This window comes from Phenylobacterium deserti (assembly GCF_003254705.1).
GTDB lineage: Bacteria > Pseudomonadota > Alphaproteobacteria > Caulobacterales > Caulobacteraceae > Phenylobacterium > Phenylobacterium deserti.
Genome location: NZ_QFYR01000001.1, coordinates 125,897 through 144,837 on the forward strand (window position 1 = coordinate 125,897; position 18,941 = coordinate 144,837).

Below are 18,941 nucleotides of genomic sequence, written 5' to 3' on the forward strand. Positions count from 1 at the left end.
CCTAGCCGGCCAGCGCGGCCTTGACCGCGGCGAGGCCGTCGGCGGCCTTAGAGCCATCCGGCGCCCCGCCCTGGGCGAAGTCGGGCCGGCCGCCCGCGCCCTGGCCGCCCATGGCGATCACGGCCGCCTTGGCCAGTTCAGCGGCGTTGAAGCGTCCGGCCGCCTCGCCAGTGAGGGCGACGGTGACGGCGCCCTTGCCTTCCGCCACGCCGATCAAGGCGATGACGCCGCTGGGCAGCTGCTTCTTGAACTCCTCAGCGATCGGTCGCAGGTCCTTGCCGCCGACGCCCTCCATGACGCGCGCGATCACCTGGACCCCGCCGATGTCCTCAGGCCCGGACGCCGCGCCGCCGCCGCCCATGGCGAGCTGGCGCTTGGCGTCGGCGAGTTCTTTTTCGAGCTTGCGACGCTGAGCCTCAAGGGCCTCCACGCGCGCACCGACCTCAGCGACCGGAACCTTGAACTGCTCGGCCAGCGTCTTGGCGACCGCCGCCTGCTCCAGCAGCCAACGGCGGGCGGCCTCTCCGGTCAGAGCCTCGATCCGGCGCACGCCGGCGGCGACGCCGCTTTCCGAGACGATCTTGAACAGGGCGATATCGCCGGTGCGGGCCACGTGGGTGCCGCCGCACAGCTCGACGGAGTAGTCGCCCTCGCCAGCCAGCGCCTTGCCGAGGGTGAGGACCCGGACGGTGTCGCCGTACTTCTCGCCGAACAGAGCCATGGCGCCGGCCTGGATGGCTTCCTGGGCGGCCATCATCTTGGTCTCGGCGGGCAGGTTCTGGCGGACCACCGCGTTCACCTCCGCCTCGATCCGATCGATCTCCTCAGGCGTGACGGGTTGCCCGTGGCTGAAGTCGAAGCGGATGCGCTCGCCGTCCACCATCTGGCCCTTCTGGGTGACGTGCCGGCCAAGCACATTGCGCAAGGCCGCGTGCAGCAGGTGGGTGGCGGAGTGATTGGAGCGGGTCGTGGCGCGGCGATCGGCGTCGACAGCCAGGCGCACGCGGGCGCCGGCGCTCAGCGTGCCGGCAACGATCTCCAGATCGTGGACGTGGAGGTCGCCCGCCTGCTTGCTGGTGTCGTGGATGCGGCCCTTGCCGCCGTCCCATTCGACCTCTCCTTGATCGCCCGCTTGGCCGCCGCTCTCGGCGTAGAATGGCGTGCGGTCGAACAGCGCCTGGACGCGCTGCCCGGAATGACCCTGGTCGACTTCCTGGCCGTCCACCACGAGGGTGAGCAACTCGGCCGTGGTCTCCACGGTGTCGTAGCCGATGAAGTCAGTGGGCCCCAGACGATCGCGGATGGCGAACCATTCGCCGGCCGCGCTGACCTGACCGGAGCCGACCCAGTTCTCGCGGGCCTGCTCGCGCTGGCGTTCCATCGCCTTGTCGAAGCCGTCCGTGTCGACCGTCAGCCCGCGGGCGCGGACCGCGTCTTGGGTCAGGTCGAGCGGGAAGCCGTAGGTGTCGTACAGCTTGAAGGCGGTCTCGCCCGGGAGGACGTCGCCTTCCACCAGGCCGGCGGTGGCTTCGTCGAGCAGGGTCATGCCGCGGCCGAGGGTGCGGCGGAACCGCTCTTCTTCCTGGCGCAGGGTGTCGATGATCGCCGGCTCGGCGCGCTTCAGTTCCGGATAGGCCTCGCCCATCTGCTCGACGAGGGTCGGCGCTAGGCGGTGCATCAGCGGCTCGCTCGCGCCCAGCAGGTGCGCATGACGCATCGCCCGACGCATGATCCGGCGCAGGACATAGCCGCGACCTTCGTTGGAGGGCGTGACGCCGTCCGCGATCAAGAAGCTGGACGAACGCAGGTGGTCGGCGATGACGCGGTGCGACGGCTGGGCCTGTCCTTCCGCCTTCACCCCGGTCGCCTCGACGCTCGCGGCGATCAGCGTCTTGAAGAGGTCGACGTCATAGTTGTCGTGCACGCCCTGCAGCACGGCGGCGACGCGCTCCAGCCCGGCTCCCGTGTCGATGGAGGGCTTGGGAAGGCTGGTGCGCTCGCCGTTGGCGAACTGCTCGTACTGCATGAACACCAGGTTCCAGATCTCGACGAAGCGATCCCCATCCTCGTCCGGGCTGCCGGGCGGGCCGCCAGGGATGTGATCGCCGTGGTCGAAGAAGATCTCGGAGCAAGGTCCACAGGGGCCAGTGTCGCCCATGGACCAGAAGTTGTCGGACGTGGCGATGCGGATGATCCGGTCGTCGGAGAAGCCCGCGATCTTCTTCCAGAGCTCCGCCGCCTCGTCGTCCGTGTGGTAGACGGTGACCAGCAGCCGGTCCTTGGCTAGGCCGAACTCCTTGCCGATCAGGCCCCAGGCCGCTTCGATCGCTCCGGCCTTGAAGTAGTCGCCGAAGGAGAAATTCCCCAGCATCTCGAAGAAGGTGTGGTGGCGCGCCGTGTAGCCGACGTTGTCGAGGTCGTTGTGCTTGCCCCCGGCGCGGACGCACTTCTGGGACGAGGTGGCGCGCGGGAACGGCGCGGTCTCAGCCCCGGTGAAGTAGTTCTTGAACGGCACCATCCCGGCGTTGACGAACAGCAGGGTGGGATCGTTCTGCGGGACGAGCGGAGCCGACGGGACCACGGCGTGGTCGCCACGCCGGAAGTAGTCGAGGAAGTGGCTGCGGATCTCGTTCAGGCTCGCCATGGCGTCGTTTCTTAACCGGACTGGGGCGCGGAAAGACCGCGCCGCACAAACTTAAGGACGGGCGACCGTTTACGGCGCCCCCTGCCAAAGGAAAAGCACGCAAGAAAAGGACGCCTGGAGCGTGGGGCTCCAGACGTCCTGGCCTCTCGGCGGCGTCTTGCGTGCAGGGTGGGGGTCGAGACGGGCCGGGTTGGCGGGTGAGCTCGCCTCGGTCGCCGCAAGAGCCCGCGAGAGAGGTCTCTTTAGACGTCGTCCTCTTCGGAGGGGCCGACGAGCAGCTTCTCTTCCACCGCATCCTTGGCGCCGCGCACGGCCTTCTCGATGTCAGCAGCGATGTCCGGGTTGTTCTTGAGGAACTCGCGAACATTGTCGCGGCCCTGGCCGATCCGCTGGCTGCCGTAGGAGAACCACGAGCCGGACTTGTCGATGACGCCCGCCTTGACGCCGAGGTCGATGATCTCGCCCAGCTTGGAGATGCCCTCGCCGTACATGATGTCGAACTCGACCTCGCGGAACGGCGGGGCCACCTTGTTCTTCACCACCTTCACGCGGACGTTGTTGCCGACGATCTCGTCACGCTGCTTCACCGAACCGGTGCGGCGGATGTCGAGGCGGACCGAGGCGTAGAACTTCAGGGCGTTACCGCCCGTGGTCGTCTCGGGCGAGCCGTACATGACCCCGATCTTCATCCGGATCTGGTTGATGAAGATGACCAGGGTCTTGGACTTGGAGATCGAGCCGGTCAGCTTGCGCAGCGCCTGGCTCATCAGGCGGGCCTGCAAGCCGGGGAGTTGGTCGCCCATCTCGCCTTCGATTTCCGCCCGGGGGGTCAAGGCCGCCACGGAGTCGACCACGATCACGTCGATGGCGCCGGAGCGCACCAGGGTGTCGGTGATCTCGAGCGCCTGCTCGCCGGTGTCCGGCTGGGAGACCAGCAGGTCGTCCAGGTTCACGCCCAGCTTGTGGGCGTAGGACGGATCCAGGGCGTGCTCGGCGTCAACGAAGGCGGCGGTGCCGCCGGCCTTCTGCACTTCCGCCACCACATGGAGTGCGAGCGTCGTCTTACCGGAAGACTCCGGACCGTAAATCTCGACGATCCGGCCTTTAGGCAGGCCGCCAATGCCGAGCGCCATGTCCAGGCCGAGCGAGCCGGTCGACACGGACTCGATCTCGACGATCTTGCCCTTGTTCCCGAGCTTCATCACCGAGCCTTTGCCGAAGGCCCGATCAATTTGCGACAGCGCCGCTTCCAGAGCGCGCTGCTTATCACCTTCTTCTTTTGCCACGAGCCTCAACGCCGATTGGGTCATTTATCCGAGCCCTCTTATCCCACGATTCCGCCAACCCGGCTGTTGGGCGCCTCGCCGCGGCCGAGGACTCACATGTACGCCGTTTGTTCTACGTTCGCAAGATGTTCTCTTTTGGATCGGGCCGCGGCGCATCCGCTAGTTGCACCAACGCTTGGGCCTGCCGGGACAAACCTGCGGCGGGCCGATCCCCTTGCTCTACGCTCGGCAGAACGGCTGCTTAGTTGAAGGATTTGCTGAGGTTTTTCCCCCTGCTCAACCACTCGGAAATCATAGCTCGGTAGAACGACGGCGAGCCCCGCGAGGGGGAGCTCCGGAACCCGCTCTTGTTCGAACAGATCGCCATCGAACTCTTCTTCCAGCGGGCGGTGCGCGATCACGTCGTGCTCCGAGCCCTCGGATTGGCGGTCATCTGCTACGCGCTGATCAGCTCCGGCCTGCTGCCTGCGACGAGCACCGCCGTCTGGGCGGGCCTGCTTGGCTCGGCTGAGATCGGCCTCAGGCTCTGGGGCCGGACAGTGCTTCACCGGCTGAACGAGCCGGCGATCGCCCGTCGCGCCATGCGTGACTTGACCATCTGGGCCGCCGTTCTGGCCGCGCTCTACGCGGCCCCGCCCATGATGATCTTCCAAGAAGGCAGCATGGGCGGAGCGGTTGCCCTGGCGATCTGCACGGCGGTGCTGCTGGTGATCTGCGCCCAGCACAACCTGACGCGGCTAATGTTCTACACTTCGGCGCCCGTGCCGGCTGCCGGCGTGGTCCTGAGCATCCTGGCCTTCGCACCGCCCGCGCATGCTGTCGCCGTCGTGGCTATGGCTGCCGCGCTTTTGGCGAACGCGCGCAACCTGCACCACGCCAGCGCCGACACGTTCCGCGATCTGGTGGAAAGCCGTCTCAAGGCGGAGCGGACGACGGAAGACCTGCACGACGCTCTATTGTCGGCGCAGGACGCCAACGCGGCCAAGAGCACCTTCCTCGCGACGATGAGCCATGAGATCCGCACCCCGCTGAACGGCGTGTTGGGCATGGCGGAAGCCCTGTCGCACGCCCAGCTCGATCCCCGCAGCGCCGAGCAGGTGCAGGTGATCCGCAGCTCGGGCAAGGCCCTGCTCGCCATCCTCAACGACGTCCTTGATCTGTCGAAGATCGAGGCCGGGCGGCTGGACATCCAGGCGGCCGAGTTCGACCTCGTCGCTGCGGTGAAGGACATCGCCACCCTGTTCGCCGCCAGCGCCGCCGAGAAGGATGTGGTTCTGCGGACGGAGTTGGCTTGGGCGCAGGGCCTGTACCTGGGCGATCCGGCGCGGGTGCGGCAGATCCTTTCGAACCTGGTCTCAAACGCTGTGAAGTTCACCTCGGAAGGCGAGGTGACGATCCGGGCGCAGCGTACGGCCGAGGGGGTGGAGCTGAGGGTGTCGGACACCGGGATCGGTGTCGCTCCGGACAAGCTGGCCGAACTGTTCGAGCGCTTCACCCAGGCCGATGGGTCGATCACGCGGCGCTTCGGCGGCACGGGCCTGGGCCTGGCGATCTGCCGGGAGCTTTGCGGGCTGATGGGCGGCGACATCCGGGCGGAGAGCAAGCTGGGCGAAGGCTCGACCTTCGTCGTTCGACTGCCCCTCGCCTACCTGCGGGAGGCGGCGGTTCCGCATCGCGAGGAGGCGCAGATCCAGGCGCTCCGACCGATGCGTGTGCTGTGTGCAGAAGACAATCCTATCAACCAGCTTGTGTTGCGCACCTTGCTGGCGGAACTGGGGTGCGATCCGACCATGGCGGCCAACGGCCAGGAGGCGCTGGAGCTCTGGCGCGGCGGCGAGTGGGACGTGGTGCTGATGGACATGCGCATGCCGGTGATGGACGGGATGACCGCCATCCGCGAGATCCGAGCCGAAGAGAAGGCGCACGGGCGGGGGCGGACCGCCATCGTGGCGCTGACCGCCGACGCCCTGCACGAGCAGGTTCAGGCGCAGCGGATCGCCGGGGCCGACCTGCACCTGGCCAAGCCCATTGAGACCAGCGCGCTGATGGCGGTTCTTTCAGCCGCCGAAGCGCTGACGGCGCAAGGCCGGCGCGCGGCCTGATCAGGCCGCCAGGGCCGCCTCGGCCAGGGCGGCGTCCTCGAGCGCCCAGGGATGGAAGCCAGGGGCGAAGAACTTGGCGAGTTCGGGCGCCATGCGTCGCAGCAGCCCCGGCCGACCCAGCAGGAAAAGGGCGAGTTCAGCGAGGGGGCGGGCGCCGGGATCGTGCTGGCGGCGCAGCTCGACGAAGTTCGGAACCATGACGCGCAGGAGCCGCCACAGGGTGTCGAGATAGCGCCAGCTGCGGAAGGCCCAGCGGCGCAGCGGCGACCAGCCGGAGGTGACCGCCGCCAGCACGTCAAACGCCACGGCCTTGTGCTCGATCTCCTCGGCCGCATGCCACAGCCAAAGGCGGCGGGTCTCCAGAGGCGCCGCCGCAAGGTGCTCCGGATGAGCGATCAGGTGATGGGCCAGCACGGCGGTGAAGTGTTCAAGGGCCACGGTGGTGGCAAGCTGCGCCACGTCGCTGCGAACGCGGACGCGGTCCAGCTCGCGCCGGGTGCGCGTCTCGAGCGGGGCGATGTCGTGGCCGGAGGCCTCGACTTGGGCGTTGAAGGCCAGGTGCTCGCGGGTGTGCAGCGCTTCCTGGGCGATGAACTGGCGGACCTGGCCGGCCAGCTCGCCGCCGACGGCGTCACGGTAGCGGCGGACGCTGTCCATGAAGAACCGTTCGCCCTGGGGAAACAACGCCGACAGGCTGTCGTAGAAGGCCGCCGCGACCGGCTCACAGCTCCGCCACTCGCCTACGGCGGCGGCGTCGATGTCGAAGCGGCGGTCACGAACTGTCAGCATGACGCCAATGTCGCCGCGCAGGCTGAAGGAATGGTAGCGGACTGGCGAAGTCCGCTTGGATGTGGCTTTGGGAACTCATGCCGCTGTTTCCCGCCACCCCGGCCGACCTGACGGATGTCGCCACGCTGGTGAACTCCGCCTACCGCGGAGACAGCTCGCGACAGGGCTGGACCACCGAAGCCGACCTGCTGGGCGGGCAACGCACCGATCCGCAGACCCTGGCGCGTGATCTTGCAGCAGAGCCAGGCGCGGCGCTGCTGGTCCTGCGGGAGACCGCCGCCGGGCCGGCGCTTGGCACGGCCTGGCTGCAGCCGGCGGAAGGCGAGACCTGGTACGTCGGCATGCTGACCGTGCGGCCGGAGCTGCAGGATCGAGGACTTGGGCGCGGCCTGCTCGAAGCGGTGGAAGGCGCGGCGCTGGAGCGGGGAGCCCGGCGGCTCCGCATGACCGTCATCAATCTACGCGAGACCCTGATCGCTTGGTACCTGCGGCGCGGCTACCAGCCGACCGGCGAAACAGAGCCGTTCCCCTACGGAGACGCCAGGTTCGGCCTGCCGCTGCGCGACGACCTGCACTTCGTCGTCTTGGAGAAGCCGCTCGGGCCCTCAGGCGTAAGCGATCAGGCAGCCAAGGGTGGCGGCCGAAAGCCATAAAAGAAGAGAGCCGGCGGCCATGAAGCGGGCCAGAATCCCGGCCCGGCGATCCCAGTCCTCGAAGCGGCGGCCCCAGAGGGCGTGAAAGGCTGCGACGTTCAGCAAGGCCAGGCCGATGGCCAGCAGCTTCCAACGGAACACGGTCGAGCGAAGCAGCGGCTGGGCGTCGGCGGCGAACATCATGGTTCCGCTCGCGACCAGCAGGGCCAAGCCCAGCATCGCGGCCGGGATCAGCACCTGCGACAGGGCGGCGACGGGCAGCCGGCGAAACAGGCCGGCCAGCCGCAGGTCCATCAGCCCGATGCCGCCGAGCAGCAGGATCAGCCCCAGAAGGTGCAGGAGGTTGGCCAGCGGGTAGCCGATGGCGGAGCCCCGCACCCAGGCGCCCAGCGGCGAAGCCTCCAGACCGGCGGCCAGCGCCGAGAGCGCCTCCATGTCAGCGAAGTTCGACCGTCTTGCCGCCCGCCGTCACCCGCTCGATCCGCATCTCGGCCGTGCCGTCACGCCGGGGATAGCCCTCCAGCGTCACGGCCTTGCCGGGCGCCAGCATGGCGGGTGTGAGACCTCGGGCTTCCATGCGAGCTACAGGCGCCAGCACCACGTCCCAGGTCTTGCCCTGATAAGCTACCTTGGCTGTACCGTGGGGATTGCGCCAGGCGACGTCCGAAAGCGGCGCGGTCACCCGGATCGTCTTCTCCGCGTCGTAGGAGCCCCAACCGTGGTGCGCGACGGCGGCGGCAGGCGCCAGCATGACCGCGACAGCGGCGGCCACGGGGGCGGTGAGACCAAGAGCTTTCAGCATGAACGGTCCTCCTTGTGATGATCCATCTTAGCGCCGAAGCGCGGCGGTTCAGATCACGCCGGTGTGAAAGCGCTGGAGCCTGGCGCCCAGCTCACGCAAAACAGGCCTGATGTCCCGCATCAACGACCTCTTCCGCCTGCCCACCACCGCCACGGCGCCGTTCTGTCCCAGCGAGGTGCGGGGCGTGATCGCGACGCCGGAGGGCGCAAACCTTTGGAAGCGGATCGCCACCTTCGCCGGACCCGGCCTGCTGGTGGCCGTAGGTTACATGGACCCCGGCAACTGGGCGACGGACATCGAGGCCGGCTCACGGCTGGGCACGGACCTGCTGTTCATCATCGGGCTGTCGAGCCTGGGGGCCATCCTGTTCCAGTGCCTGGCGCTGCGGCTGGGGCTGGTGACCGGGCGTGACCTCGCCCAGGCCTGCGCCGACCGCTATGCCGGCGCGACGCGGATCTTCCTGTGGGTGCTGGCGGAGATCGCGATCATCGCCACCGACGTGGCCGAGGTGCTGGGCGCGGCCCTGGCGTTCAAGCTGCTGCTAGGCCTGCCCCTGTGGGGCGGCGTGCTGCTGACGGCGCTCGACCTGCTTTTCGTGCTCGGCCTGCAGGGCGTGGGCTTCCGCAAGGTGGAGGCGATCATCCTGGCGCTGGTGGCGACCATCGGCGGATGCTTCCTCCTGGAGCTGATCCTCGCGCGGCCAGACGCTGCGGCCGTGGCCCACGGCATGATCCCGGACCTGCGGCGGCTGGAGCAGCCGCACGCGCTCTATCTTGCGATCGGCATCGTGGGCGCGACGATCATGCCCCACAACCTCTACCTCCATTCTTCGATCGTGCAGACGCGTCGGGTGGGTGCGGAGCAGACGGGACAAGCGGTGCGGCTGGCCACAGCGGACACAGTGGTGTCCCTGCTGCTGGCGATGCTGGTGAACGGGTCGATCCTGCTGCTGGCGGCCACCGCCTTCCACGCCAACGGGCACACCGAGATCGCCGACATCGAGGACGCCCACCGGCTGCTGGAGCCGATCACGGGCGCGGCGCTGGCCGGCGTCGCCTTCGCCCTGGCGCTGCTGGCGTCGGGCCAGAGTTCAACCTTCACCGGCACAATCGCGGGCCAGGTGGTTCTGGAGGGCTTCCTGAACCTGAAGATCCCCTGCTGGCAGCGAAGGGTGATCACCCGAGTGCTGGCGGTGGTCCCCGCCCTGGCGGGCGTGCTGATCCTGGGAGAAGGCTCGGTCGGTCGCCTGCTGGTGTTCACCCAGGTGATCCTGGCGGCCCAATTGCCGTTCGCCCTTTATCCGCTGGTGCGGCTGACCTCGGACAAGCAGCTGATGGGGCGGTTCGTGACGCCGGCCGCTTTCAGGCTGCTGGCGTGGGGCCTGTTCAGCCTGCTGACCGCAGCGGATATCTGGCTGGTGGCGAAGATCGGCGGCGGCCTGCTGGCCTGAGCGGAACCCCGGCGGCGAGCGCCGGTTTGGCCCGTGCGGGCGATGCGCGTCCGCCGCACGGAGAACTTGGATGCTTATGCGATCGAAGAGCGCGGCCTGGTTGGCCGCCGGCGCGCTGTTGGCGAGCTCCGGCCTTCTGGCCGCTTGCGACAAGTCGGCTCAAAACGGCGACGGCACGACCGCCGAAAATGCGGTGGGCACCGCCGCCTACACGCCCAATGGCCAGGTGACCCCGATCGGGGCCGACACCGACAAGCTGGACTCGCCTGAGGTGACCGCCCAGGCGCCGGCGAACAGCGCGACGGGCGCAGGCGCGCCTGCGACCACCACCGCCCCCGAGGGCGGCATGGCGGCCCAGACCAGCGCCGGCGCGACCGGCAGCGCCGCGCCCTGACGCGAGGCTTCGGTGCGGGCGGCGGGCTCTAGTACCGCTGCTCCACCGGCTTCACGCCCCATTTCGGCGGCGGCGGGGTGTAGGCGCGGAAGCGCTCAATCGCCGCCTCGGTGCTGTTCTCGTAGATCAGCATGTCGCCGTAGGGCTTCGCCAGGAAGCCCTTCTCGACCATGTTGTCGATCGCGGCGCGCAGCGGCTCGTAGTAGCCGTTCACGTTGACGAAGCCGCAGGGCTTGTTGTGGAAGCCGAGCAGGGCCCAGGTCCACTGCTCGAAGATTTCCTCGAAGGTGCCAGGCCCGCCCGGCAGGCACAGGAAGCCGTCCGAAAGCTCGGCCATCTTCCATTTCCGCTCGTGCATCGAGCTGACCACATGCAGCTCGGAAAGACCGGTGTGGCCGATCTCCTGGTTGACCAGGTCCTCGGGCATCACCCCCACCACCTTGCCGCCAGCAGCCAGGGCGGCGTCAGCCACAGCGCCCATCAGACCGACGCGCCCGCCGCCGTAGACGAGGGTGAGCCCCTGGCGGGCGATCAGGGTTCCGGCGGTGACGGCTTCTTCCAGAAAGGCCGGATCGGTCCCGGCGGCGGACCCGCAGTAGATGCAGATGCTGTTCACGAAAGGCCTTCTGTGACCAAGCTGAGGGCGAAAAGGGGCGCTCTGATAGGCCGATTGCGCTGTTGAGTCACTGTGTGGCTGGCCTCGCGCCCATTCGCCAGCTACATATCCTTCCACGGCCCTCACACTCGATGGCCGGGCGTCGTTAAGGAAACGGCGCAGACTTCTATCTCGGTTAGGTCACGCGAATGGCGAGCGGCACGGTCAAGTGGTTCAACACCGCTAAGGGCTTTGGCTTTATTCAACCGGATGACGGCGGCTCCGACGTCTTCGTCCACATTTCGGCAGTCGAGCAAGCGGGCCTGCGTGGCCTCAACGAAGGCGATCAGGTTTCGTACGAGCTTGAGCAGGACCGCCGGTCCGGCAAGCTCTCCGCTGGCGCGCTGGTCGTCACCGGCCAAGGCGCGGCTCCGGCGCGTGCTCCGCGCAGCGGCGGCTTCGGCGATCGCGGCGGCTTCGGCGGCGGTGACCGCGGCGGCTACGGCGGCGATCGTGGCGGCTTCGGCGGCGGCAGCCGTGGCGGCTTCGGCGGCGGCGGCGGCGGCGGTCGTCCGGCCGGCCAAATCGCCGGCTCGGGCTCGGGCACGGTGAAGTGGTTCAACCCCACCAAGGGCTTCGGCTTCATCCAGCCGGAAGACGGCGGCCAGGACATCTTCGTCCACATCTCGGCCGTCGAGCAGGCTGGCCTGCGCGGCCTCAACGAAGGCCAGTCGGTCTCGTTCGACCTCGAACAAGACCGCCGCAGCGGCAAGACCTCGGCCACCAACCTTCGGGTTCAGGGCTAAAGGCTTCGGGGCCTCTTCCGCCAGGCGGAAGAGGCCCTTTCCTTTTGAGGCCGCCCGTTGCGACGGGACGATCTCGCGCGTTGCGATCGCCGCGCGTGCAGCTGGCTGAAACCCCGGGTTAAGGCCGTGCTGCTTAAGCTCCTCAGCCAAGGCTGACAGGAGCCCCTTTCTTGACCATCGGGTCACACCGGCTGCTCGGCTTCGCGTTTGCGAGCGCCGACCTGCTCATCGAGATTTCGCCGAGCGGTGTGATCACCTATGCGCTGGGCGCCAGCGAAGCTGTTTCCGGAAGCCACGAAGACGACCTGATCGGCCGCCCCTGGCGCGCCATGGTCGAAGAAGCTGACTGGCCGATGCTGGAAGCGCTGTTCGACGGCCTGGAAACTGGCCAGCGTGGCGGTCCCATCCTGGCGCGCCTTCGCGCCGACGACGGAACGCCCCGCGCTGCGGTGCTGTCCGCCTTCCGTGTCCCCGAGAATGGGGACGCCCTGTCCTGCGCCTTTTCGTTCGCAGCCCCGGAACGCGCGCCGCCGCCCGGCGAGATGCACGACCGGCAGGCGTTCGAAGACCTGACCACCGCACTGCTGCAGACGGCCAAGGCGACGGGCGCCGACCTGGAGCTGGCGCTGGTGGAGTTGGCCGGACTGGCGGCCGCGCGTGAAGCCGCCGAAGGCGAGAGCCGCCGGAAGCTGGAAGCGCGCCTGGCGGGCGTGCTGCGCGCCCAGGCCCACGGGGGCCAGGCGGCCACCGAACTGGGCGGCGAGCGGTTCGCCCTGGTTCGCGCCCGGGGCGAAGGGGCCGACACCCTGGTCAAGCGGGTCGGGAAGCTGATGGACGTGGATCCGGAGCGTCCGATCCGCCCGCGCGCCGACGTGATCCCCCTGCGCAGCGACCCTGAGACGGAGGGCGGATCGCGGCACACCATGAAGGCGCTCCGCTTCTCGCTGGACACCTTCCTGCGGGACGGGCCCGGGGCCAGCGGCCCCTCGACCCTCAGCGAGGCGCTGAGCCGGGCCATGCAGAAGACCCTAGACGAGGTGGGTGCCCTGGGCGCGGCGATCCGGGACAAGCAGTTTCGCCTGGTCTACCAGCCGGTGGTGCGGCTGGCTGACGGCGCCCTGCACCACTACGAGACCCTGGTACGGTTCGGCGACGAGGAGAGCCCCTTCCCGCTGATCCGCATGGCCGAGGAGATGGAGCTGATCGAGGCGCTGGACCTCGCCATCCTCGAGCGCGCGGTTCAGACCCTGGCCCGCGAAGGCGGCATCAAACTGGCCGTCAATGTTTCCGGCCGGACCATCGCCAGCGCACGGTTCATCGAGCAGGCCAGCGCCCTGATCGACGCCTACCCGAAGAGCCGGGGCCGGCTGATGTTCGAGCTGACCGAAAGCGCCGCGCTGGACGACCTGGCGCTTGCCGACCGGCACCTGCAGGCGCTGCGGGCGAAAGGCTGCGAGATCTGCCTGGACGACTTCGGCGCCGGCGCCGCAAGCCTGGCTTACCTGCAGCAACTGACTCTCGACGTGCTGAAGATCGACGGCCGCTACATCCGCGACCTGCAGCACGGCGGTCGGGAAGCCACCTTCGTGAAGCATCTGGTCCAGATGTGTGGCGAACTGGGCGTGCGGACCCTGGCAGAGATGGTGGAGACCACCGCGGCGGAGGACGCCGTGCGGCGGGCCGGCGTGGATTTCGCCCAAGGCTGGCTGTATGGCGCTGCGCTCGACGCGCCCAAGCCGCAACTGGAACGGGCCCCGTTCAAGGCGCGGATGCGGCCTGCGCTGAGCCGCTGAGAGCCTCCAGACGGCCTTCTATGCGCCAAGAGCGTGGAACCCGCGTTAGCCATGTTGCGATCCGCGCCGCTGTCGGGTAGGCGACACTTCCGGAGGACGGAATGGCGCGAATTCTGTTGGTCGAGGACGAGGCCGACATCCGCGAACTGATCGAAGACGCCTTCGCGGAGCGCGGTCTGGAGCTTCGCTCGGCGGCGTCCGACCGCGCCGCCTACGAGATCCTGGAAGCCGAAGCCGGCGGATACGAGCTGCTGATCACCGATATCAACCTTGGCGAGGGCACCACGGGGTTCGACGTCGCCCGGCGAGCGCGGCAGCTGAACGGCTCGCTTCGGGTGATCTATATCACCGGCCACGCCGCCCACATGGGCCGCTTCGGCGTGGACGGCGGCGAAATGTTCCCCAAGCCGTTCCGACCGGCCGAACTGGCCGAGCGCGCCGTCCAGGTTCTGGATATTGGCGCCCGGGACTTGCCCCCGCAGGACGCGCCGCCTAACTAGCCGCCCGCGAGGCCACGCCCTCCCCCTGATCCGTCAGGGCCGATGTCCGGGACGGCCCGGCCCCTTTGGAAACAGGAGGGCCCATGGCCTGGTTCGCATTGTTCATCGCCGGACTGCTGGAAGTCGTCTGGGCGTTCTTCATGAAGCAGTCGCACGGCTTCACCCGGCTGACGCCGACCCTGATCACCTTCGCCACCATGTTCGCCAGCTTCGGCCTGCTGTCCTGGTCGATGAGAAGCCTGCCCATGGGCACAGCCTATTCGGTCTGGACGGGGATCGGGGCGGTGGGCGCGTTCGTGGTGGGCGCGGCGCTGCTGGGCGAGCCGCTGAGCCCGATGCGGGTGGCGGCGGCGGCATTGATCGTCGGCGGGCTGGTGCTGATGAAGGTCGCGTCCTGAGGGCCGGCTGCAACGAAAAAGGCCCGGCGCATGGGTGCGCCGGGCCGCTTCTCGGGTTGGAGGAGGCGTCCTAGCCCGGGCCGATCATGGCCGAGGACACCCAGCCGCGGTTGCCGTTCTCGTCGTCCACTTCCCACCAGATGCCGTTCTTCTGGCCGGTCGGGTAGACCATGTCGCCCACCGCGAAGTCGCGCACCTTGGCGGCCTGCGGAGAGGCGGTCTTGCGCATGACGATCACCTGCTTGACCTTGTAGGCCTGCATGCCGGCGGCCTGGCTGGCCTCCGCGCCCGTGGGGGCGTTGCGCTGCAGGTAGCCGACGAGGTCCACAAAGGCGTTGAAGTAGGCGGCCGTGACCACCTTGCCGATTTCGGTGTTGGAATAGCCGCCGCCGGACGCGCCGCCGAAGCCGCCGCCGCCCCAGCCGCCGCCGGACAGGTCGAAGCCGATGTCGGTCTTCTGGGACACGCCTTCGGCGATGTAGAGCTGCTCGGTGGTGCGGGCGTCCACCAGGGTGATCAGCGCCTGGGCTTCGCTCTTCTTGGTGCGCAGGCCGCCGGCCAGCATGCCGGCCGCGCCCAGGCGCGAGCCGAAGGCGCCGGCCACAGCGCCGATGGCGTTGCCGCCGCTGTTGGCGTTGGAGTTCGCCAGGTCCGGCACGATGAAGAAGTCGGCGGCGGCCACCTGGCCGCGGCCGATGTTGGAGCCGCGGCGCAGATCGCCGCCGGCGCCGAGCTCGGCCTCGGCGTTGCGCATCGCCAGGCCTGCATTGCGGTCCACCACCCGGAGGCAGTTGGAGCGCATGGCGAACAGCTTGATCAGCGATTCAGGGTTGGACAGGCCAAGCTCGGTCCACCAGCGGTTCTCCGGCTCCTGGATGGCGACGCGGCCCAGCGGCTTGTCGCACTTCGGAAGCTCCGGCGTGGCGGCGTTCTTGGGGCCCTTCTTGTCCATGCCGTACTGGGCGGCGGCGGGCTGGGCGAGAGCCAGAAGCGCGAGCCCGGCGAGGGCCGCGGTGGTGAGTTTGCGCATAGAATCCCCCCGGGGAAAATCGTCGAGCCGGGGCGTCTAGCTTCACCGTAGAGCGAAATCAACCCGCATATCGTCGATTTGCGAGGGCGCCCTAGCGGACGGCGACGATCTCGATCTCGCTGCCGTTGACCTCGACGACGTCGCCCACGGACTTGCCGAGCAGGGCCGCGGCCAGGGGCGAGACGTAGGAGATGGAGCCCTTGGCGGGCTCGGCCTCATCCTCGCCGACGATGCGGAAAGCCTGGCGACGGCCGTCTTCGCGCTCGATCTCGACGGTGCGGCCGAATTGGGCGACGTCGGCCTGAGGCTCAGGCTCGGTGAGCTGGGCCGAGGCGCGGCGCTGGGACCAGTAGCGCAGGTCGCGGGTGGCGCGGGCCATGGCGGTGCGGTCGGCGCTGACGCCGCCTTGCGCCTGGGCGGCCGCATAGGCGGCGCGTGCGGCGGCGAGTTCAGCCTCGATGGCCGCCAGCCCCGAAGAGGTGACGAGGTTGGGATGAGGCGAGACCGGCCGGTCCGGCAGGTCTGCGGCTTGGGACTCGTAGTCCTCTTCCTTGGTGAACGCGACGGCCATGCCCCGGACTTAGGCGCTCCGGCCCATCAGGGAAAGGCGTCAGGACAGGTGATTGCCCTCGCAGTCCACCGCGAACAGCTTCTGGCCATCGTAGATCACGTCGATGCGCGCGCAGTCGGCGTGCTGGGCCAGCACCTCGGGAATGCGGGTCAGCACCTCCGACGCCCGGGTGATGGCGAGCGTCGCCGTGGGCGTCGTCGAGCCTTCGTGGAAGACCTTGAGCTGGTACATGGCAAGCCTAGTGAACTGAGGCTCTTCAAGTGCGCCCGCAGGGGCCAACTCGCCATATAGTGGAATTACCTAGGGCAGACTGGCGCAGGTAAGCGTCAGCTGCCGATCAGCAGGTCCAGCTGCTCGGCCATTTCGGTCGGGCTGAAGGGCTTGGGGAACATCAGCGCCTTGTCTGCCTCGAAGTGCCTAAGGTTGGCCGCGGAGCCCGTCATGTAGGCCACCTGGATGTCCGGGTTCAGCTCGCGGGCGCGGCGCGCCAGGGCGAAGCCGTTCGGCCCGGCGCCGAGATCCACATCCGTCACGATCGCCGCAAAGCTGCGCGCTTCCGGCTCCAGCAGGGAGTAGGCCTCCCTTGCGCAGCTCGCCGTCACCACCGAATGACCCTGATCGCTGATCGCTTCTTTCACGATCTCGGCGATCAGCGGCTCGTCTTCCACAACCAACACGCTCGCCATCAAGCTTCTCTTTTGAGACCCGCCAGCTCTCCGTCCGCCCTCTAACAAACGAGAGAAAGGAAAGGTCCCACGGCCGCGTTTTCTTTTGTGGAATTAAGGTGATGCGCGATTTTTCGTCGGCTGCCCGACGGATGCGAGCCACACGACGTGGCGGGCGCCGCGGCCTTTCCGGTGGGCGTTGACGCGCACTTCGTCGGCCTGGAAGCCGGCCCGTCGCAACCGCTGGCTGAAGGGGGCGTCGGGCGCGGCGGACCACACCGCCAGTACGCCGCCCAGGCGCAGGGCCCGCTTAGCTGCGCCGAGGCCGCGGGGGTCGTAAAGGCCGTCGTTCTCTTCCCGGCTGAGGCCGCCGGGGCCGTTGTCGACATCCAGGAGGATGGCGTCCCAGCCGCCCTGCCCGATGGCCTCGGCGACATCGCCTTCGAAGACGGTGACGCGCGGATCCTCCAGGCTGCCTTCGAAGATGTGGGCCAGCGGCCCACGGGCCCAGGCGACCACCGCCGGGACGAGCTCGGCCACGGTGATCTGCGCATCGGCGGGCGCGTGCGCCAGGGCGGCGCGCAGGGTGAAGCCCATCCCGAGGCCCCCGATCAGCAGGCGGGGCGCCTTGCGGCCGGCGATCCGCTCGCACGACAAGGTGGCGAGCGCCTGTTCGGAGCCGCTCATGCGGCTGTTCATCAGCTCGATGGGGCCGGCCATGATCGAGTACTCGGCGCCGCGGCGCATGAGCTTCAGCTCATCGCCGCCCGGCACCTGGGCGGTGTCGAGATGCTCCCAGCGGATCATGCGAACACCGCCGCGATGTCCTCGGCCGTCATGAGCCGCCAGGCGCCCGGCTCGAGGTCGGCCGGCAAGTCCAGCCCGCCGACGCGGTCGCGGTGCAGCGCTACGACGTGATTGCCCACCGCCGCGAACATGCGGCGGACCTGATGGTAGCGGCCTTCGTGGATCGTCAGCCGGACGGTGGTTTCATCGAGAGGTTCGAGCTCGGCGGGCAGCAGGGGTTTGTCCTCGCCCTCCAGCATCAGGTCGCCGGCCGCAAAGCGCGCAGCCTCGTCGCCGGCGAGCGGGCGGGCCAGGGTGGCGACGTAGCGCTTGGCCACATGCTTCTTGGGCGAGATGATACGGTGCAGCAGGGCGCCGTCGTCGGTGAACAGCAGGAGGCCGGAAGTGTCCTTGTCCAGCCGCCCGACGGTGGAGAGGGCCGGATCGCGATCGCGCCAGCGGCCCGGCAGCAGGTCATAGACCAGCGCCCCGCTTTCCTTGTGCGAGCAGGTGACGCCCAGCGGCTTGTGCATCATCAGCGCCATGCCGGGCGGCGGATCGACCGCCCGCCCCTGCACGCGCATGCGGCTGGGAAGATCCGGCGTAACCGCGATCCGCTTCTCCGCATCGGTGAACGGCGCGCCGTCGAGCACGATCTGGCCGGCGCGGGCGAGTTGCTGGATCTCCTTGCGAGAGCCGTAGCCCATGTTGGCGAGCAGGCGGTCGACGCGGACGGTGCTCACTTGCGCGCCTCATAGACCTTGAAGCCGGCGGCATCGCCGCGCGGCGTCACCTGGGCGAACAGATCGGACAGCACCTGCTCGTAAGGCAGGTGCCGGTTGGCCACGAGCCACACGCGCCCGCCGGTCCGCAGGATCTGGTGGGCCCGACGAATGAAACCCTGCCCCAGCCCCTTGTCCTCGATGCCGGTGTCATGGAAGGGCGGGTTCATCACCACGAAGTCCAATCCGCCCAGGTCCGGCGCCCGGCGCGCATCGGCCCAATGGAAACGGACGCGCGGGTCATCGACGTTGCGCCGCGCCACCTCGACGGCCCGACGGTCGATGTCGACCAGCTCGAGGGCGGTGACGCCGCTGTTGGCCAGCACCGTATGAGCCAGCAGGCCGGTGCCGCAGCCGAGGTCGGCGCCATGCCCGGACAGATGAGGCAGAAGGGACATCAGGAGGCGGCTGCCGGGATCGGGACGATCCCAGCTGAAAACGCCAGGCTGGGTCCAGAGCCCGAGTTCCCTGGAAAGCCGCGGCCCGCCGTCCGCGATCGCCTGGTCGAGGCCGGTGGGCGCCTCGGGACGGCGGGTCTCGCAGATCCGGTGGTGACGGCGGCCGCTCTCGATCACCTCGCAGCCAAAGGCTTCCAGCTCCTTGCGAAGGCGCGAGCCGCCCTTCTCCTTGAGCGCCAGGGCAGTCAGCGGCGCACCGGGCGCCAGTGCGCGAAGCGCCTGGGCCAGCACATAGCGACGCTCCACCGTGCCAGGCGGCGCCTGGATCACCGCCCCAGACAGGCTCCCCGGCTCCAGCGCCTCCAGCGCCGCAGCGCCCGGGATCAAGGGAGAGACCTGGACAGCGCCGGCCGGAAGCTCGGCCAGATCGGCGGGCGGCGCGCCGTAGACGATGGCGGTAGGATTGGAGCTCAAGACGAAGGATCTCGCAGAAGGTG

The 18,941-nt window shown here is 68.8% G+C and carries 21 protein-coding genes and 1 pseudogene; 9 read left to right on the top strand and 13 right to left on the bottom strand.

The annotated features are described in order from the left end of the window. Position 1 precedes the first annotated feature (1 nt). Complete coding sequence (alaS, locus tag DJ018_RS00595; RefSeq protein ID WP_111512868.1) at positions 2-2,644, bottom strand: alanine--tRNA ligase; 2,643 nt, start codon at positions 2,642-2,644, stop codon at positions 2-4. Positions 2,645-2,886: 242 nt separating this feature from the next. Beyond that, on the bottom strand, positions 2,887-3,954 hold the full coding sequence (gene recA, locus DJ018_RS00600) for a recombinase RecA (protein ID WP_111512869.1): 1,068 nt from the start codon (positions 3,952-3,954) through the stop codon (positions 2,887-2,889). Between the two features lie 323 nt (positions 3,955-4,277). Between recA and DJ018_RS00605 the strand changes: the two genes are divergently transcribed. Next, positions 4,278-6,032, top strand: coding sequence for an ATP-binding protein (locus DJ018_RS00605; RefSeq protein WP_111512870.1), 1,755 nt, complete (start codon positions 4,278-4,280; stop codon positions 6,030-6,032). Here the strand turns inward: DJ018_RS00605 and DJ018_RS00610 are convergent, their stop codons facing one another. Beyond that, on the bottom strand, positions 6,033-6,821 hold the full coding sequence (locus DJ018_RS00610) for a metal-dependent hydrolase (RefSeq protein WP_111512871.1): 789 nt from the start codon (positions 6,819-6,821) through the stop codon (positions 6,033-6,035). A 77-nt stretch (positions 6,822-6,898) separates the two neighbouring features. Between DJ018_RS00610 and DJ018_RS00615 the strand changes: the two genes are divergently transcribed. Next, positions 6,899-7,474: a GNAT family N-acetyltransferase gene (locus DJ018_RS00615; RefSeq protein WP_111514606.1), complete on the top strand. Its 576-nt coding sequence runs from the start codon at positions 6,899-6,901 to the stop codon at positions 7,472-7,474. On the opposite strand, the gene DJ018_RS00620 is transcribed toward DJ018_RS00615, so the two are convergent. Next, positions 7,427-7,909: a hypothetical protein gene (locus DJ018_RS00620; RefSeq protein WP_111512872.1), complete on the bottom strand. Its 483-nt coding sequence runs from the start codon at positions 7,907-7,909 to the stop codon at positions 7,427-7,429. The genes DJ018_RS00615 and DJ018_RS00620 overlap by 48 nt on opposite strands. Before the next feature lies 1 nt (position 7,910). Continuing rightward, a complete protein-coding gene (locus tag DJ018_RS00625) occupies positions 7,911-8,276 on the bottom strand; it encodes a DUF6152 family protein (protein WP_111512873.1) in 366 nt (121 codons plus the stop codon). 109 nt (positions 8,277-8,385) lie between these two features. On the opposite strand from DJ018_RS00625, the gene DJ018_RS00630 reads away from it, so the two are divergent. Together DJ018_RS00630 and DJ018_RS00635 are read left to right on the top strand one after the other, a co-directional pair. Beyond that, positions 8,386-9,726, top strand: coding sequence for an Nramp family divalent metal transporter (locus DJ018_RS00630; protein WP_111512874.1), 1,341 nt, complete (start codon positions 8,386-8,388; stop codon positions 9,724-9,726). 70 nt (positions 9,727-9,796) lie between these two features. Then, a complete protein-coding gene (locus DJ018_RS00635; protein WP_133254188.1) occupies positions 9,797-10,120 on the top strand; it encodes a hypothetical protein in 324 nt (107 codons plus the stop codon). A gap of 28 nt (positions 10,121-10,148) precedes the next feature. Here the strand turns inward: DJ018_RS00635 and DJ018_RS00640 are convergent, their stop codons facing one another. Next, positions 10,149-10,736, bottom strand: a complete 588-nt coding sequence (locus DJ018_RS00640) for an LOG family protein (RefSeq protein ID WP_111512876.1) — start codon at positions 10,734-10,736, stop codon at positions 10,149-10,151. Between the two features lie 188 nt (positions 10,737-10,924). On the opposite strand from DJ018_RS00640, the pseudogene DJ018_RS19360 reads away from it, so the two are divergent. From DJ018_RS19360 to sugE, 5 genes and pseudogenes are all read left to right on the top strand, one after another. Beyond that, positions 10,925-11,122 (top strand): annotated as a pseudogene (locus DJ018_RS19360) (cold-shock protein); the annotation flags it as partial. A 177-nt stretch (positions 11,123-11,299) separates the two neighbouring features. Then, complete coding sequence (locus DJ018_RS19365) at positions 11,300-11,521, top strand: cold-shock protein (RefSeq protein ID WP_240609489.1); 222 nt, start codon at positions 11,300-11,302, stop codon at positions 11,519-11,521. Positions 11,522-11,691: 170 nt separating this feature from the next. Then, on the top strand, positions 11,692-13,314 hold the full coding sequence (locus DJ018_RS00650; RefSeq protein WP_111512878.1) for an EAL domain-containing protein: 1,623 nt from the start codon (positions 11,692-11,694) through the stop codon (positions 13,312-13,314). 101 nt (positions 13,315-13,415) lie between these two features. Continuing rightward, positions 13,416-13,814: a response regulator transcription factor gene (locus DJ018_RS00655; protein WP_111512879.1), complete on the top strand. Its 399-nt coding sequence runs from the start codon at positions 13,416-13,418 to the stop codon at positions 13,812-13,814. Positions 13,815-13,897: 83 nt separating this feature from the next. Next, the gene (gene sugE / locus DJ018_RS00660) at positions 13,898-14,212 is read left to right on the top strand and encodes a quaternary ammonium compound efflux SMR transporter SugE (RefSeq protein ID WP_111512880.1); all 315 of its coding nucleotides are present in this window, start codon (positions 13,898-13,900) and stop codon (positions 14,210-14,212) included. 70 nt (positions 14,213-14,282) lie between these two features. On the opposite strand, the gene DJ018_RS00665 is transcribed toward sugE, so the two are convergent. The 7 genes from DJ018_RS00665 to DJ018_RS00695 all read right to left on the bottom strand — a co-directional run bounded on the left by DJ018_RS00665 (position 14,283) and on the right by DJ018_RS00695 (position 18,918). Further along, on the bottom strand, positions 14,283-15,242 hold the full coding sequence (locus DJ018_RS00665; protein WP_111512881.1) for a CsgG/HfaB family protein: 960 nt from the start codon (positions 15,240-15,242) through the stop codon (positions 14,283-14,285). Positions 15,243-15,333: 91 nt separating this feature from the next. Further along, entirely contained in the window at positions 15,334-15,813 is a 480-nt protein-coding gene (gene greA, locus DJ018_RS00670; protein WP_111512882.1) for a transcription elongation factor GreA, read from the bottom strand. Between the two features lie 39 nt (positions 15,814-15,852). Next, complete coding sequence (locus DJ018_RS00675) at positions 15,853-16,044, bottom strand: hypothetical protein (RefSeq protein ID WP_111512883.1); 192 nt, start codon at positions 16,042-16,044, stop codon at positions 15,853-15,855. 95 nt (positions 16,045-16,139) lie between these two features. Continuing rightward, positions 16,140-16,499, bottom strand: a complete 360-nt coding sequence (locus DJ018_RS00680) for a response regulator (protein WP_111512884.1) — start codon at positions 16,497-16,499, stop codon at positions 16,140-16,142. 93 nt (positions 16,500-16,592) lie between these two features. After that, on the bottom strand, positions 16,593-17,285 hold the full coding sequence (locus DJ018_RS00685) for a polyamine aminopropyltransferase (protein ID WP_111512885.1): 693 nt from the start codon (positions 17,283-17,285) through the stop codon (positions 16,593-16,595). After that, positions 17,282-18,007 carry a 16S rRNA pseudouridine(516) synthase gene (locus tag DJ018_RS00690; RefSeq protein WP_276309797.1) on the bottom strand — a complete coding sequence of 242 codons (726 nt, stop codon included), beginning with the start codon at positions 18,005-18,007 and terminating at the stop codon, positions 17,282-17,284. Before DJ018_RS00690 ends, DJ018_RS00685 begins: the two co-directional genes overlap by 4 nt. Next, positions 18,004-18,918 (bottom strand): class I SAM-dependent methyltransferase, encoded by a 915-nt coding sequence (locus DJ018_RS00695; protein ID WP_111512886.1) that lies wholly within the window; start codon positions 18,916-18,918, stop codon positions 18,004-18,006. Before DJ018_RS00695 ends, DJ018_RS00690 begins: the two co-directional genes overlap by 4 nt. Positions 18,919-18,941: the final 23 nt, after the last annotated feature.

Excerpts from the sequence above, each read along its gene's own strand:
- DJ018_RS00630 (WP_111512874.1), top strand. The coding sequence starts at position 8,386 with ATGTCCCGCATCAACGACCTCTTCCGCCTGCCCACCACCGCCACGGCG.
- DJ018_RS00680 (WP_111512884.1), bottom strand. The coding sequence starts at position 16,499 with ATGGCGAGCGTGTTGGTTGTGGAAGACGAGCCGCTGATCGCCGAGATC.
- DJ018_RS00685 (WP_111512885.1), bottom strand. The coding sequence starts at position 17,285 with ATGATCCGCTGGGAGCATCTCGACACCGCCCAGGTGCCGGGCGGCGAT.
- DJ018_RS00635 (WP_133254188.1), top strand. The coding sequence starts at position 9,797 with ATGCTTATGCGATCGAAGAGCGCGGCCTGGTTGGCCGCCGGCGCGCTG.
- DJ018_RS00675 (WP_111512883.1), bottom strand. The coding sequence starts at position 16,044 with ATGTACCAGCTCAAGGTCTTCCACGAAGGCTCGACGACGCCCACGGCG.
- DJ018_RS00610 (WP_111512871.1), bottom strand. The coding sequence starts at position 6,821 with ATGCTGACAGTTCGTGACCGCCGCTTCGACATCGACGCCGCCGCCGTA.
- DJ018_RS00615 (WP_111514606.1), top strand. The coding sequence starts at position 6,899 with ATGCCGCTGTTTCCCGCCACCCCGGCCGACCTGACGGATGTCGCCACG.
- DJ018_RS00620 (WP_111512872.1), bottom strand. The coding sequence starts at position 7,909 with ATGGAGGCGCTCTCGGCGCTGGCCGCCGGTCTGGAGGCTTCGCCGCTG.
- alaS (WP_111512868.1), bottom strand. The coding sequence starts at position 2,644 with ATGGCGAGCCTGAACGAGATCCGCAGCCACTTCCTCGACTACTTCCGG.
- sugE (WP_111512880.1), top strand. The coding sequence starts at position 13,898 with ATGGCCTGGTTCGCATTGTTCATCGCCGGACTGCTGGAAGTCGTCTGG.
- DJ018_RS00625 (WP_111512873.1), bottom strand. The coding sequence starts at position 8,276 with ATGCTGAAAGCTCTTGGTCTCACCGCCCCCGTGGCCGCCGCTGTCGCG.
- DJ018_RS00655 (WP_111512879.1), top strand. The coding sequence starts at position 13,416 with ATGGCGCGAATTCTGTTGGTCGAGGACGAGGCCGACATCCGCGAACTG.
- recA (WP_111512869.1), bottom strand. The coding sequence starts at position 3,954 with ATGACCCAATCGGCGTTGAGGCTCGTGGCAAAAGAAGAAGGTGATAAG.
- greA (WP_111512882.1), bottom strand. The coding sequence starts at position 15,813 with ATGGCCGTCGCGTTCACCAAGGAAGAGGACTACGAGTCCCAAGCCGCA.
- DJ018_RS00665 (WP_111512881.1), bottom strand. The coding sequence starts at position 15,242 with ATGCGCAAACTCACCACCGCGGCCCTCGCCGGGCTCGCGCTTCTGGCT.